This is a genomic window from Haemophilus sp. UMB1048 (genome assembly GCF_030218125.1).
In the GTDB taxonomy this organism is placed as follows: Bacteria; Pseudomonadota; Gammaproteobacteria; order Enterobacterales; family Pasteurellaceae; genus Haemophilus_D.
The window spans coordinates 175,078-188,039 of the sequence record NZ_JASOPB010000003.1 but is presented as its reverse complement, the minus strand read 5'-3'; the positions used below and the strand labels follow the sequence as shown (position 1 = coordinate 188,039).

The window sequence follows — 12,962 nt, the reverse complement described above, 5'->3', positions numbered from 1 at the left end:
TTTTATGATAAATCCAATCCCATTTGCCAAAATCCAATTTCCATTCGAGTGGCTGTGGTAAAAATCTGTTGAATATTGGTTAACTGAGAATCATTAAGTGGCTCACAAAGTGCGGTCAGAAAATCAACCGTTTCTTGTGCGGCTTGTTGATATTCTGGTGCAGAGTATGCGTCAATCCATGCTTGATAAGGATTGTTTGGTAGTTTTGGATAATTTTCTGTGATGTAGCGGGCGACTTGTGCGTAACCTAAAGCACAAGGCGTAACGGCTGCATAAAGTTCTGGTAAGCCGTCCGTCATTCCACAATCAAGCAGGTAACGTGTATAGGAAATACATGCCGCACTTTCTGGTGTTTGGAATATTTCCTGCTCACTAATTTCCCATTGACGACAGTAATCCAAATGTAATTGGATTTCTTGGCAAAGAATGTCGAGCGTTTTACGTGGCATTTCCATCTCAGTGAAATTTTTTGCTTTGAAGACGCCCAAGGCAAAAGCACGGCTGTAATGGAAAAGATAGATGTAATCTTGCTTTAAGTAGTGCTGAAAACAAGCTTTGGGCAAGGTGCCTTTTGCGAGTTGTTGCACAAATTTATGCTCAACATATTGCTTCCAATAAGGTTGTGCTTGCTGAATGAGTTGTTCAATCATCATTTTCCCTTACTGTAATTCGATGGCATAGTCTTTCAATTCAAGTGCTTTTGGAATCAAGCCTTTCTGATGCATAAATTCCGCCATTTGTTGATAACGTTTGGTATCTAATTGGTGAGGTTTGGTTGCTAATAAAGGCAGAGTATCTTTCCATGCTAATTGATTTAATTCCGTATTAAGTTCTTTTGGTTTATAGCTCACAAATGCTTGCCATGCGTCATTTGGGTTGTTTTGTAGGTAGGTTGTAGCTTGTTCAAGTGCGGTCAAAAAATCGGAAATTTTTTTAGAAGCAAGACTGTTTTTGTTAGCAACTACAATCAATTCATCATAAGCCGGCACACCATACTCTTCAGGGAAAAATGCCACACCTTCTTGTTTTTCTAAATGGATTTGATTGAGTTCAAAATTGCGGAAAGCCCCGATAACCGCATCAACTTGTCCGGTTAAAAGAGAAGGGGAAAGTGACCAATTCACGTTTACTAATTTTACGTCTTGATTGCTGAGTCCAATAGAGCGAAGCATTGTATCGAGCAACACATCTTCAAAGCCACTAACTGAATAGCCTACTTTTTTGCCTTTCAGATCGGCAAGTGTTTTGATGTTGCTATTTTTGAGCACCACAACGCTATTTAATGGACTAGAAATGAGAGATCCCACTCTTACTAAAGGTAATCCTTCTGAAACTTGTTGATAAAGTTGAGGTTGATAATTAATAGCTAAGTCCACTTTTCCTGCGGCAACCAATTTAGGCGGTAATGATGGATCGGCTGGTTCGATAATCTCGATCTCTAAGTTATTTTTTTCAAAAAAGCCTTTTTGCTGAGCAACGATGATTGCTGCGTGGTCAGGATTCACATACCAATCAAGCATTAAGCTGATTTTCTCTTTTGCCAAGCTGGAAAAACTAGTGGTGAGTCCAATTACAAGGCTGAAATAACGGATGATTTTCTTCATTTTTGTCTCCTTTTGTCATGAAGTGTTAAATGTGCCAAATAAAACGATGTAGTAGCCAATCGATGCTGAAATATAAGCAAAGTGAAATCGCGACTAAGATCAGCAATGAGGCAAACATTAAATCTACCTGCATACAGGCGTTGGCGTGAATCATCAAATAGCCAAGCCCTTCTGATGAACCTACCCATTCTCCAATTACAGCGCCAATTGGTGCGATTGAAACAGCAATGCGAAAGCCTGATGCAAATGCGGGTAAAGCAGCTGGTAAACGTACTTTAAGTAATAAACGCCAAGGGGATGGTTTGAATGTTTTGGCTAGATCGAGCCAAGCTTTAGGCGTGTTGCGTAAGCCATCGTAACAAGCTGCAGTTACAGGGAAATAGATAATGAGAATAGCCATAACAATTTTTGATGGCATACCATAACCAAGCCAAAGTACGAGTATTGGGGCGATGGCGAAAACAGGAATCGCTTGAGATATCACTAAGACTGGTAGTAACAAGGAAGATGTTTTTGGCGAAAAAGAGAGTAACAGGGCTGATGACAATCCGAAAATAAAACCCAGTAGCAGCCCTAAGCCAATTTCAATTAAGGTGATTTGTGTATGTTGCCAAAGTAGTTCTGAATGAGAAACTAATTGCAGCCATACAGCTTGCGGAGAAGGAAATATGTAATGAGGAAAATCACCTAATACGCCAATAAGTTGCCAGAGACACAGCAATATAATTCCAATAAAGAGTGGTTTAAGAAGGCTAAGTTTCATCTTTTTCCCTCTAATAACTCATTTAATAATTGCTGTTGGAGCATCCATAAATTTTCTTGGTTAAGTTCTCGTGGTGCTTTACCTTCAGGTTTTATGACATCAGATAATGCTGGTTGATTAGACTGCGGTGAGCGTAATACAAAAATACGCTGGCTTAAGCGTAATGCTTCTTGAGGATCATGTGTAACCAATAACACTGATTTATTTTTTAATAGTTCATAGGCCAAGTTTTGTAATTGGTAACGACTAATCGCATCAAGGGCAGAGAAGGGCTCGTCAAGTAAAACTAAATCAGCATTTTGCATTAAAACTCGAGCTAGGGCGACGCGTTGTTTTTGTCCTCCAGATAATTGATAACAGTTTTTATGAAGATGTTCTGACATGCCTACTTGTTCAAGTAGTACTTTTGCTTGAAGAGTTGTTTTTGCAGATTTATTCCCGAATAGTACGTTTTCTAATTGGACGTTATCAATAATTGAAAGCCAGGGATAAAGAGTATCTTTTTGTGGTAGCCATGCCACTCGAATATTAGGATGAAAGATGATATTACCTTGAATCTTCCCTTGTATTTCAAGCCCTGCAATTAGTCTTAAAAGCGTTGATTTACCTACACCAGAACAGCCAAGCAAACTGACCCATTCATTAGGTAAAAGCGTTAAATCAAGGTGTTCAAATAGTACTTGCCCACCAAAAGCAAGACTAAGATCCTGAATATGCACCATAGTATTAACCTTACTGATTAATAACTAAAGGCTTTGAGAAAAAAGGATTGAAAATAGATATGAAGAATGAAAAGTATTTTGGCATATTAGTTTCCTACGTCAGTGCTAACTGTTTCAGGTTCACGGGTATCATCTCAGCCACTTTGTGGCACCCCGACTAAAGTTGAAAACGATTGTATATCTCAATGTAGAATAAAACAAGAATAAATTTCATTTGATGAGAGAGATTCTCTTGTTTAGCGCTGATAACGCATACTTAATATGCTTGAATATAAAAAAGATGTAGACCGGATCAAACTTAAGTTTGATCTTTTTGGCTTGGAATGAGAAGAGCAATATAAGAATAAAATAATTATATTTTCGTAGAAATACTTTCAGTATAAGAAATAACTAATAAAATAAGTTTTTAAAAATTAAAGTGAAAAATGAGATTGGATTTGGATTTGAAATTAAAATGGTGCCCGAAGCCAGACTTGAACTGGCACGCCTCGAAAGGCGAGGGATTTTAAATCCCTTGTGTCTACCGATTCCACCACTCGGGCATCGAGTGATTAACTAACTGCGTGGTTATGGAGGCGTGTCCCGGAGTCGAACCGAGCTACATGGATTTGCAATCCAGTGCATAACCGCTTTGCTAACACGCCGTTAGTTTGGAGCGGGAAACGAGGCTCGAACTCGCGACCCCGACCTTGGCAAGGTCGTGCTCTACCAACTGAGCTATTCCCGCATACGCTGTTAGTGCGGTGCATTTTACGGGAATTTGAAATTCTGTCAATCGAAGATCTTAAAAAAAAATTCAAATGTTGAAAAAATCTTCGTTTCGGTTGAAATTACAGCAAAATTTAGCTCAAGAATATAATTTTCACTGAGTTTTCAATTTCTACTTTTATCGTGAGTGGCTTTATGACAAAATTGGAGCGTTTTGCTCGCCATTAAATAAAGAAAAGTGCGGTCAAGTTTTTGCATGTTTTAGAGGTAAATTATGACACAACAATATTCTATAGATACATTATTAGCCCAAGCGGGGAATCGAAGTGATGAGCGCACTGGTGCGGTTTCAACGCCAATTTATCTTTCAACAGCTTATGGGCACCACGGGATTGGTGAAAGTACGGGCTTTGATTATACCCGCACGAAAAACCCAACGCGTAGTGTTTTGGAAGATACCGTAGCAAAATTAGAGAATGGTGATCGTGGTTTTGCTTTTGCTTCAGGTATGGCGGCAATTCAAGTGCTGATGAATTTATTTAAAGGCCCTGATGAATGGATTGTATCAAGTGATGTATATGGTGGGACTTATCGTTTATTAGATTTTGCCTATAAAAATAATAACAGCGTAAAACCCGTTTATGTGAATACCGCTTCTCTAGCTGAAATTGAAGCCGCTATTACAGCGAATACAAAAGCGATTTTTATTGAAACGCCATCTAATCCATTAATGGAAGAGTGTGATGTAGCAGAAATTGCGAAATTAGCGAAAAAACACAACTTGTTAATGATTGTGGATAATACTTTCTTAACTCCTGTGCTATCTCGTCCATTAGATTTAGGCGCAGATATTGTGATCCACAGTGGTACAAAATATATTGCAGGTCATAATGATAGTTTAGTGGGCTTAATTATTGCGAAAGGACAAGAACTTTGTGATCGTATCGCCTATATTCAAAATGGTGCAGGAGCAGTACTTTCGCCGTTCGATTCTTGGTTAACCGTGCGTGGTATGAAAACCCTTTCATTACGGATGAAACGCCATCAAGATAATGCGAAGGCAATTGCAGAATTTTTACGTGAACAGCCACAAATTGATAGCGTATTATATCCAAATAAAGGCGGTATGCTGTCTTTCCGTTTGAAAGATGAAAACTGGGTGAATACGTTCTTAAAATCAATTAAGTTGATTACCTTTGCAGAAAGTTTAGGCGGGACAGAAAGCTTTATTACCTATCCAGCAACCCAAACCCATATGGATATTCCTGAAGCAGAACGCGTCGCTCGTGGTATTACAAACACATTATTGCGTTTTTCTGTTGGTTTAGAAGATGTGGAAGACATCAAAGCCGATTTATTACAGGCCTTTGTACAACTTAAATAATTAGTTTTTATCAATCGGACTAATCTGTGCAATTCAATATGCCTTGTGCTATTATGCATAACATCAATTAACGCTAGGTGTTGATTTGTCAGCATCTTATTAAATAAGGAAACAAAAATGAGCGAAGTATTACATATTAATGATGCAGATTTTGAAACTGCGGTTGTGCAATCAGATATCCCTGTATTAGTGGATTTCTGGGCACCTTGGTGTGGCCCTTGCAAAATGATTGCACCAATTTTAGATGAAATCGCACCTGAATTCGCAGGTAAAGCAAAAATCGTTAAAATCAACGTAGATGACAACCAGTTAGTGGCTGGTCAATTTGGTATACGTAGTATTCCTACTTTACTACTTTTCAAAAATGGCCAACTTGTTGCAACACAAGTCGGTGCGTTACCAAAAAATCAATTAGCAGCGTTTATTAATCAACACCTATAATTGAGTTATCAAATATAAAGAGCGGTCAAAAATAGCGATGTTTTTGACCGCTCTTATTTTTTCTCTCGCCAATAAGTAGCAAAACGAGGTTTTCCAGAATTAGTTAACCCTCGATATTTGTAGGTAATCGTGTTACCAATAGGCGGTGGATTTTCGCGCTCACTCAGATTAAATCCTGAACCAATTTTGAATTTTCCACGATGATTTTCACAGGTGAGTGATCCGAGTATATTCTCAAATTGTCCTTTCCCTTTGTGATGTGCTATCACTGTGCACTCTTCATCATAAGTGCTTTTTAACTTTAAAATTTGTGTACTGCGTTTTCTTTCGTAAGGCGCATTAGGATTACGTAATACAACCCCTTCACCTTTTTTCGCTTCCACTTCATACAAATACTCGAATAAATGTGTTTTATCTCGTATCGGAATTTGCGGAATAATCTTGATATAAGGTGTAGGGTGTTCTTTCAAATAATCTTCTAAGGTTTTGAGACGTTCAAAGAGATTACCTGATGCATTAGGCACATCGAAAACATAAAGTATCAATTTTGTCCAATTATCATCTTTAAAGGATTTCGTGATAGAGGCAATCTCTTCAAATTGATTACGTTCACTAAATATCTCACCATCAATGGCAAAAGGCGGAAATTGAGCGGTAAAATAGGTCGGTGCGGGTAAGGGCAGTCCTTGACGACTTAATAATGTTTTGCCATCCCAATAACCTCGTACCCCATCTAATTTTTCAGACATTACCCAACCTTGAACATCTTGGTTTTCATAAGTGTCTAATAGCATTAAATCACGCTCATTCGCCCAGGTTATTTGGCTGAATAGGAAGCAAAGTAATAAGTAAATCGCTCTCATGATGTTTCCTTTTTAAATTTATTGAGTTTAAAAAGTGCGGTCATTTTTTACAGCGTTTTTAATTGAATCTGTGATTCGTATCGCAAAATAATGAGAAGTAAGCTGAAAAATAGAGAGATAAGAAAGAGCGCTAGATTATTTGAAATGAACGCTATACAATGCCAACGCGATTTCGAATTTTAATTTTTAAGGAGAATAAAATGTATTTTGATCAAATTAAAGCTGAGCTTGTGGAAGCACAAGACGTACTAAATAAGTTTGTTTCAGATGATAACAATATCAAACTCATTGAAAAAGCGGCTAAATTGTTAGCAGAAAGCTTTAAAAATGGCGGAAAAGTATTATCTTGCGGTAATGGTGGTTCTCACTGTGATGCTATGCATTTTGCTGAAGAACTAACTGGTCGTTATCGTGAAAATCGTCCTGGTTATCCCGCAATTGCGATTTCTGATGTAAGTCATTTAAGCTGTGTAAGTAATGACTTTGGTTATGAATATGTATTCTCTCGCTTTGTTGAGGCCGTGGGTAAAGAAGGCGATGTTTTATTCGGATTATCAACATCAGGCAATTCTAAAAATATCTTAAATGCGATTGAAGCGGCGAAAGCAAAAGGTATGAAAGTGATTGCGATGACAGGTAAAGATGGCGGTAAAATGGCTGGCCTAGCGGATGTTGAAATTCGTGTGCCACACTTTGGTTATGCAGATCGTATTCAAGAAATCCACATCAAAGTGATCCATATTTTAATGATGTTAGTTGAATTTGAAATGGCGAAAGAGGCTTAATACACGACAAGTGCGGTTAAAAATTCAATGATTTAAAGATCCCAAAAAGTTTTTTGGGATTTTTTATAAAAAACGCTTGCATAAATAATCACTAAAAAGTAATATTTATTCATTCTTACAAGTCAATCAAGGATAGCAGTAAACTTAAAATGGCGATTAGTGTTAAAAATTTGAATTTCTTTTATGGTTCATCACAGGCATTGTTTGATATCAATCTTGATGCACAAGAAGGCGATACCGTGGTGTTACTCGGACCAAGTGGGGCAGGGAAAAGTACGTTAATCCGTACACTAAATTTATTAGAAGTACCAACCTCTGGTGAATTGCATATTGCGAATAATCATTTTGATTTATCTCAAACGAATAATAACCCGAAAGCCATTCGTCAACTTCGTCAAGATGTAGGCATGGTATTCCAACAATACAATCTTTGGCCGCATTTAACGGTGATTGAAAATCTGATTGAAGCGCCGAAAAAAGTGTTGGGCATTAGCGAAGAAGAAGCGAAAAAAGATGCATTAGAACTTTTAAAACGTTTACGTTTGGAAGAACATGCCGATCGTTTCCCTCTTCACTTATCAGGTGGGCAGCAACAACGTGTTGCCATTGCTCGTGCATTAATGATGAAACCACAAGTGTTGTTGTTTGATGAACCAACGGCAGCACTAGATCCTGAGATTACAGCTCAAGTTGTTGATATCATTAAAGAACTTCAACAAACAGGCATTACTCAAGTGATTGTGACCCACGAAGTGAATGTGGCACAAAAAGTGGCGACAAAGGTCGTTTATATGGAACAAGGTAAGATTATTGAAATGGGCAGTGCAGATTGCTTTAATAATCCAAAAACCGAACAATTTAAACAATATCTTTCACACTCAGAATAAGGAAACACAACATGAAAAAATTACTTTTAAGCGCAATGTTAATGGGCTCAGCTTTTGCTGCGAATGCACAAGAAATCACTTTCGCGATGGAGCCGAGCTATCCACCATTTGAAACAACGAATGAAAAAGGCGAAATTATCGGTTTTGATGTGGATGTCGCGAATGCAATTTGTAAGGAAATTCAAGCAACTTGTCACTTTAAAAGCCAAGCATTTGATGCGTTAATTCCAGGCTTAAAATCTAAACGTTTTGATGCTTCAATTTCTGCTATTGATATTACTGAAGCGCGTGCAAAACAAGTGTCGTTCTCTAATGCTTACTATGATAGTTCAGCAAGCTATGTTGCGTTAAAAGGCAAAGCGGATTTAGCTTCAGCAAAAACAGTTGGTGTTCAAAACGGAACAACATTCCAACAATATACTGCTGCAGAAAGCAAACAATATAATGCAAAAGCTTATGCTAGCCTTCAAGATGCGATCTTAGACTTAAAAAATGGTCGTATTGATATCATCTTCGGTGATACCGCCGTATTGTCTGATATGATTTCTAAAGAGCCTGAAATTCAATTTGTTGGCGAGAAAGTGACTAACAAAAAATATTTCGGTAATGGTTTAGGTATCGCGGTGAATAAATCAAGTAAAGAATTGCTAGAAAGCTTAAATAAAGGTTTAGAAACCGTGAAAGCAAACGGCGAATACCAAAAAATCTATGATAAATGGATGACTAAATAATCTATGTTTTATGATTATCTTACATTAATTGGACACGCAGCCCTAATGACCTTAGGGCTTGCTATTTGCTCGTTAATTGTCGGCTTATTGCTCAGTATTATTTTTACCGCCTTAGAAGCAAATAAATATGTCTTTATTGCAAAACCAGCTTCTGTTGTGATTGCTTTATTGCGTGGTTTACCGGAAATCTTGGTGGTTCTACTGATTTATTTTGGTTCAACCCAAGTAGTAGAAATGCTGACAGGGGAGTATATCGAATTCAGCGCCTTTGGTTGTGGTGTATTTGCATTGTCTTTGATTTTTGCCTCTTATGCTTCACAAACTTTACGTGGTGCGATTCAAGCCATTCCAAAAGGGCAGTGGGAATCAGGTGCAGCGTTAGGCTTAAGCCGTCCTTATACCTTCATCAATTTAATTATGCCACAAGTGTGGCGACATGCTTTACCGGGCTTAAGCAATCAATGGCTCGTGTTATTAAAAGATACCGCGCTGGTGTCATTAATCGGGGTAGATGATTTAATGCGTCAAGCCGGATACATCAATACGAATACTCATGAGCCTTTTACTTGGTATGGCATTGCAGCATTAATTTATTTAGTGATTACTTTGATCAGCCAAGCGGGTATTCGCAAATTAGAATTACGTTTCACTCGATTTGAACGGGGAGTCGAATAATGTTTCAAGAGTATTTAGCAGTAATTGCTCAAGGTATTCCGACTAGCCTGTTGCTTACAGTTGTGTCTTTGTTTATTGCCTTTTTCTTAGCATTAGGGCTAACCTTCTTGCTTTCTATCGGCAATAAATTGGTGAAAAGTGCGGTCAATTTGTTCCTTGTTTTATTTACAGGGACCCCGCTTTTAGTGCAATTTTTCTTGATTTATGCAGGCCCTGGTCAATTCCAATGGTTGGTGGACAGTCCATTATGGGGATTATTTTCCAATGCATGGTTCTGTGCTGCATTAGCTTTGGCTTTGAATAGTGCGGCTTATTCAACCCAATTATTCCACGGAGCAGTAAAAGCGATCTCTAAAGGTCAATGGGAAAGCTGTGCGGCATTAGGACTAAGTCGTATGCAGACTTTAAAAATTCTCATTCCTTATGCGTTAAAACGTGCGCTCCCGTCTTATACCAATGAAATTATTTTGGTATTTAAAGGTACAGCATTGGCCTCTACCATTACGATCATGGATATCATGGGATATGCACGCCAACTTTACGGCACCGAATATGATGCACTCACTATCTACGGTATTGCAGGCGGTATTTACCTCATCATTACTGGTATTGCCACTTTATTACTCCGTCAGTTAGAAAATAAAGTGTTGTCATTCGAACGTATTGATACCGCCAAGGCATAAAGTGCGGTCAAAAATAGAAACAAATCGGGCAGTTTAAAAATTGCCCGATTTTTTATATGATTAAAGAAAATATTTTTATTTATGAGGCAATTATGTCCGAATCATCTTCCCTAAAATTCCATCTCGAACTATTACGTTTAATTCCGAAAAACTATTCCATCAGCTCATTAGAACTGCGAGAGAAATTGCTTGCATTAGGTATTGAGCGCGATTTACGCAGTATTCAGCGTGCATTGAATACGTTATGTGAGCAGTTTGAAATTGATTGCAATACCAATGATAAACCGTATAGCTATCGTTGGAAACCCGATGCAAAAGGCTTAGATATGCCAATTTTAAACGAACAACAATCGTTAGTGTTGATGTTGGCAAAGCAATATTTAGCTGGCATTTTACCGGCCAATATTATGCAATCGATGGAGGGGTTCTTTAAACAAGCGGATTACAATCTTGCTTATGAACCGCATAAAAAAGGCGCTTCAGAATGGCTCAATAAAGTGGCTATTGCACCAACTAGCCAGCCATTATTGCCTGCAAAAATTGATCCTGAAATTTTTAAGCAAATTAGTACCGCACTTTATCAAAACCGCTTTTTGCAAGTGCATTATCGTAGTATTCACGGCAAAGAACATAAGGCTAAAGTTAAGCCACTCGCTCTTGTTCAGCAAGGCCCTAGCAGTTATGTGGTGGCAGAATATGAGCATGGTGATATCTTACATTTAGCCTTGCATCGATTACTTGAAGTGAATGTCAGCACAATGCAATTTGAACGCCCGAAATTTAATCTAAAAGCTTATGTTGAAAGCCAAAAATTTGGTTTTAGTTCGGGTAGAAAGATTCGTTTAACTTTCCGTATTGATAAACAAACAGGAGGCTTTTTGACAGAAACCCCGCTATCAGCCGATCAAACAGTAAAAGATTATGGCTCTGAATATGAAATTTCAGCGACCGTGATTGAGAGCGCCATGCTAGAGTGGTGGATTGCCCATTTTGGTGAAGATTACCAAGAAATTGACCGCACTTATTTAGATGAAAATGCCTAACGACATAAATTGTCGCTTCATCTTTTATCATTAAGCCATCAACAGAGAGGGCATTAAAATGAAGAAAATTGTTTATATTGATATGGATAATGTGATGGTTGATTTCCCGTCTGGTATTGCAAAATTAGATGAGAAAACCAAGCAAGAGTATGAAGGTCGATATGATGAAGTTGAGGGCATTTTTAGCTTAATGGAGCCCATGCCAAATGCGATTTCTGCTGTCCATAAATTGATGAAGAAATATCATATTTACGCACTTTCTACCGCGCCTTGGCATAATCCATCTGCTTGGAGTGATAAAGTGAAATGGATCCAGCATTATTTCGGCGAAGAAAAAGGCTCGGCATTATACAAGCGGTTAATTTTATCTCACCATAAAAACTTAAACCAAGGAGATTATTTAATTGATGATCGCACTAAAAATGGGGTGGATAAATTCGAAGGCAAACACTTACATTTTGGTACGGAACAATTTGCTAACTGGAACTGTGTACTATCTTACTTAGATTGCGGGCCTTTTACACCAAGTGACATTTTGCAAGATTGTTTAAAAAAATCAGCCGCACTTGTGCAAGTTGAAAATGAGGAGCAAAGTCGAATCATTGGTGCTTTTGCAGATCGCTATAAATGGCAAGTATTTAATTTGGCATGTGTTTATTTGGATGAAACAGCCACCGAACAGAAAACAGTTTATTTAATTATCAGCCCTTATCTCAGTGATGAATTTAAAATGCGTATTGAAGCAATGTGTGCTCATATTCAAGCCGAATATGACGTGTTATTACGCTCAAAATCACAGCTAAAACAATATTTCCAACGCCTTTCAGATAAGCCATTCTTGCACATTGAAAGCTATACTTATCAACCCCTTTATAAAGCGGGGAATATATTTGGCATGATGGCTAGAGATAGACAGATTGATGAAATTTTAGAAGAAAAAGGAGCGTGAAAAATGACGGCGAAAAATAAACCAATTTGCGTGGTATTAACTGGCGCAGGCATTAGTGCTGAAAGTGGCATTCCTACTTTTAGAGCAGAAGATGGCTTATGGGCAGGGCATAAAGTAGAAGAAGTTTGTACGCCTGAAGCCTTAAAGAAAAACCGTGCAAAAGTGCTCGATTTCTATAACCAACGTCGTAAAAATGCCGCAGCGGCTAAACCAAACGCTGCGCATATCGCCTTAGTTGAATTAGAAAAAGCTTATGATGTGAGAATCATCACGCAAAATGTGGATGATTTACATGAACGTGCAGGAAGCTCGAATGTTTTACATTTACATGGAGAATTAAATAAAGCACGCAGTAGTTTTGATGAGAGCTATATTATAGATTGCTTTGGTGATCAGAAATTGGAAGATAAAGATCCAAACGGACATTCAATGCGCCCATATATTGTTTTTTTCGGCGAAATGGTACCAATGCTAGAGCGAGCCGTGGATATTGTTGAACAAGCGGATGTGGTGTTGGTCATCGGTACGTCTTTGCAAGTGTATCCTGCTAACGGCTTAGTTAATGAAGCCCCAAAAAAAGCGCCAATTTACTTGATCGATCCAAATCCCAATACAGGATTTGTTCGTAAGCAAGTGATTGCAATAAAAGAAAAAGCAGGTGAGGGCGTTCCGAAAGTGGTAGCCGAGTTATTGGATAACGTTAAAAACATATAGAAAAATGACC

15 protein-coding genes, 3 tRNA genes and 1 riboswitch are annotated in these 12,962 nt (G+C 38.1%); of the genes, 10 read left to right on the top strand and 8 right to left on the bottom strand.

Features of this window, described 5'->3' with window-relative positions; translation table 11 throughout:
• Window positions 1-2: 2 nt before the first annotated feature.
• The 7 genes from tenA to QP437_RS04090 all read right to left on the bottom strand — a co-directional run bounded on the left by tenA (window position 3) and on the right by QP437_RS04090 (window position 3,816).
• The gene (gene tenA / locus QP437_RS04120; protein WP_285267039.1) at window positions 3-650 is read right to left on the bottom strand and encodes a thiaminase II; all 648 of its coding nucleotides are present in this window, start codon (window positions 648-650) and stop codon (window positions 3-5) included.
• 9 nt (window positions 651-659) lie between these two features.
• Window positions 660-1,604, bottom strand: coding sequence for an ABC transporter substrate-binding protein (locus tag QP437_RS04115; RefSeq protein WP_285267038.1), 945 nt, complete (start codon window positions 1,602-1,604; stop codon window positions 660-662).
• 25 nt (window positions 1,605-1,629) lie between these two features.
• Window positions 1,630-2,367: an ABC transporter permease gene (locus QP437_RS04110; protein ID WP_285267037.1), complete on the bottom strand. Its 738-nt coding sequence runs from the start codon at window positions 2,365-2,367 to the stop codon at window positions 1,630-1,632.
• The gene (locus QP437_RS04105) at window positions 2,364-3,089 is read right to left on the bottom strand and encodes an ABC transporter ATP-binding protein (protein ID WP_285267036.1); all 726 of its coding nucleotides are present in this window, start codon (window positions 3,087-3,089) and stop codon (window positions 2,364-2,366) included. Before QP437_RS04105 ends, QP437_RS04110 begins: the two co-directional genes overlap by 4 nt.
• Window positions 3,090-3,163: 74 nt before the next feature.
• Window positions 3,164-3,255: riboswitch (TPP riboswitch) on the bottom strand.
• A gap of 289 nt (window positions 3,256-3,544) precedes the next feature.
• Window positions 3,545-3,631: transfer RNA gene (locus QP437_RS04100), tRNA-Leu, on the bottom strand.
• A 28-nt stretch (window positions 3,632-3,659) separates the two neighbouring features.
• Window positions 3,660-3,733 (bottom strand) — tRNA-Cys (locus QP437_RS04095).
• Between the two features lie 7 nt (window positions 3,734-3,740).
• A tRNA-Gly gene (locus QP437_RS04090) sits at window positions 3,741-3,816 on the bottom strand.
• Window positions 3,817-4,071: 255 nt separating this feature from the next.
• On the opposite strand from QP437_RS04090, the gene QP437_RS04085 reads away from it, so the two are divergent.
• Window positions 4,072-5,181, top strand: a complete 1,110-nt coding sequence (locus QP437_RS04085; protein WP_285267035.1) for a methionine biosynthesis PLP-dependent protein — start codon at window positions 4,072-4,074, stop codon at window positions 5,179-5,181.
• 117 nt (window positions 5,182-5,298) lie between these two features.
• On the top strand, window positions 5,299-5,622 hold the full coding sequence (gene trxA / locus QP437_RS04080) for a thioredoxin (protein ID WP_049356568.1): 324 nt from the start codon (window positions 5,299-5,301) through the stop codon (window positions 5,620-5,622).
• A 53-nt stretch (window positions 5,623-5,675) separates the two neighbouring features.
• On the opposite strand, the gene QP437_RS04075 is transcribed toward trxA, so the two are convergent.
• Window positions 5,676-6,485, bottom strand: a complete 810-nt coding sequence (locus QP437_RS04075; protein WP_285267034.1) for a DNA ligase — start codon at window positions 6,483-6,485, stop codon at window positions 5,676-5,678.
• A gap of 200 nt (window positions 6,486-6,685) precedes the next feature.
• Between QP437_RS04075 and lpcA the strand changes: the two genes are divergently transcribed.
• The 8 genes from lpcA to QP437_RS04035 all read left to right on the top strand — a co-directional run bounded on the left by lpcA (window position 6,686) and on the right by QP437_RS04035 (window position 12,952).
• Window positions 6,686-7,270: a D-sedoheptulose 7-phosphate isomerase gene (lpcA, locus tag QP437_RS04070; protein WP_014065007.1), complete on the top strand. Its 585-nt coding sequence runs from the start codon at window positions 6,686-6,688 to the stop codon at window positions 7,268-7,270.
• A 149-nt stretch (window positions 7,271-7,419) separates the two neighbouring features.
• On the top strand, window positions 7,420-8,157 hold the full coding sequence (gene artP, locus QP437_RS04065; protein WP_285267033.1) for an arginine ABC transporter ATP-binding protein ArtP: 738 nt from the start codon (window positions 7,420-7,422) through the stop codon (window positions 8,155-8,157).
• A gap of 11 nt (window positions 8,158-8,168) precedes the next feature.
• The gene (locus QP437_RS04060) at window positions 8,169-8,888 is read left to right on the top strand and encodes a lysine/arginine/ornithine ABC transporter substrate-binding protein (protein WP_285267032.1); all 720 of its coding nucleotides are present in this window, start codon (window positions 8,169-8,171) and stop codon (window positions 8,886-8,888) included.
• A gap of 3 nt (window positions 8,889-8,891) precedes the next feature.
• Window positions 8,892-9,563 (top strand): arginine ABC transporter permease ArtQ, encoded by a 672-nt coding sequence (gene artQ / locus QP437_RS04055; RefSeq protein WP_065244297.1) that lies wholly within the window; start codon window positions 8,892-8,894, stop codon window positions 9,561-9,563.
• Window positions 9,563-10,246 (top strand): arginine ABC transporter permease ArtM, encoded by a 684-nt coding sequence (gene artM, locus QP437_RS04050; RefSeq protein WP_193451485.1) that lies wholly within the window; start codon window positions 9,563-9,565, stop codon window positions 10,244-10,246. Before artQ ends, artM begins: the two co-directional genes overlap by 1 nt.
• 89 nt (window positions 10,247-10,335) lie before the next feature.
• On the top strand, window positions 10,336-11,289 hold the full coding sequence (locus QP437_RS04045) for a YafY family protein (RefSeq protein WP_285267068.1): 954 nt from the start codon (window positions 10,336-10,338) through the stop codon (window positions 11,287-11,289).
• 58 nt (window positions 11,290-11,347) lie between these two features.
• The gene (locus tag QP437_RS04040) at window positions 11,348-12,238 is read left to right on the top strand and encodes a hypothetical protein (protein WP_285267031.1); all 891 of its coding nucleotides are present in this window, start codon (window positions 11,348-11,350) and stop codon (window positions 12,236-12,238) included.
• A gap of 3 nt (window positions 12,239-12,241) precedes the next feature.
• Window positions 12,242-12,952, top strand: coding sequence for an NAD-dependent deacylase (locus tag QP437_RS04035; RefSeq protein ID WP_285267030.1), 711 nt, complete (start codon window positions 12,242-12,244; stop codon window positions 12,950-12,952).
• Window positions 12,953-12,962 lie beyond the last annotated feature (10 nt).

What these genes read in the sequence shown, in the direction of transcription:
- QP437_RS04105 (WP_285267036.1), bottom strand. Translation starts at nt 3,089, where the DNA reads ATGGTGCATATTCAGGATCTTAGTCTTGCTTTTGGTGGGCAAGTACTA.
- artM (WP_193451485.1), top strand. Translation starts at nt 9,563, where the DNA reads ATGTTTCAAGAGTATTTAGCAGTAATTGCTCAAGGTATTCCGACTAGC.
- QP437_RS04085 (WP_285267035.1), top strand. Translation starts at nt 4,072, where the DNA reads ATGACACAACAATATTCTATAGATACATTATTAGCCCAAGCGGGGAAT.
- tenA (WP_285267039.1), bottom strand. Translation starts at nt 650, where the DNA reads ATGATTGAACAACTCATTCAGCAAGCACAACCTTATTGGAAGCAATAT.
- QP437_RS04115 (WP_285267038.1), bottom strand. Translation starts at nt 1,604, where the DNA reads ATGAAGAAAATCATCCGTTATTTCAGCCTTGTAATTGGACTCACCACT.
- lpcA (WP_014065007.1), top strand. Translation starts at nt 6,686, where the DNA reads ATGTATTTTGATCAAATTAAAGCTGAGCTTGTGGAAGCACAAGACGTA.
- QP437_RS04035 (WP_285267030.1), top strand. Translation starts at nt 12,242, where the DNA reads ATGACGGCGAAAAATAAACCAATTTGCGTGGTATTAACTGGCGCAGGC.
- QP437_RS04040 (WP_285267031.1), top strand. Translation starts at nt 11,348, where the DNA reads ATGAAGAAAATTGTTTATATTGATATGGATAATGTGATGGTTGATTTC.
- artQ (WP_065244297.1), top strand. Translation starts at nt 8,892, where the DNA reads ATGTTTTATGATTATCTTACATTAATTGGACACGCAGCCCTAATGACC.
- QP437_RS04060 (WP_285267032.1), top strand. Translation starts at nt 8,169, where the DNA reads ATGAAAAAATTACTTTTAAGCGCAATGTTAATGGGCTCAGCTTTTGCT.
- artP (WP_285267033.1), top strand. Translation starts at nt 7,420, where the DNA reads ATGGCGATTAGTGTTAAAAATTTGAATTTCTTTTATGGTTCATCACAG.
- QP437_RS04075 (WP_285267034.1), bottom strand. Translation starts at nt 6,485, where the DNA reads ATGAGAGCGATTTACTTATTACTTTGCTTCCTATTCAGCCAAATAACC.
- trxA (WP_049356568.1), top strand. Translation starts at nt 5,299, where the DNA reads ATGAGCGAAGTATTACATATTAATGATGCAGATTTTGAAACTGCGGTT.
- QP437_RS04110 (WP_285267037.1), bottom strand. Translation starts at nt 2,367, where the DNA reads ATGAAACTTAGCCTTCTTAAACCACTCTTTATTGGAATTATATTGCTG.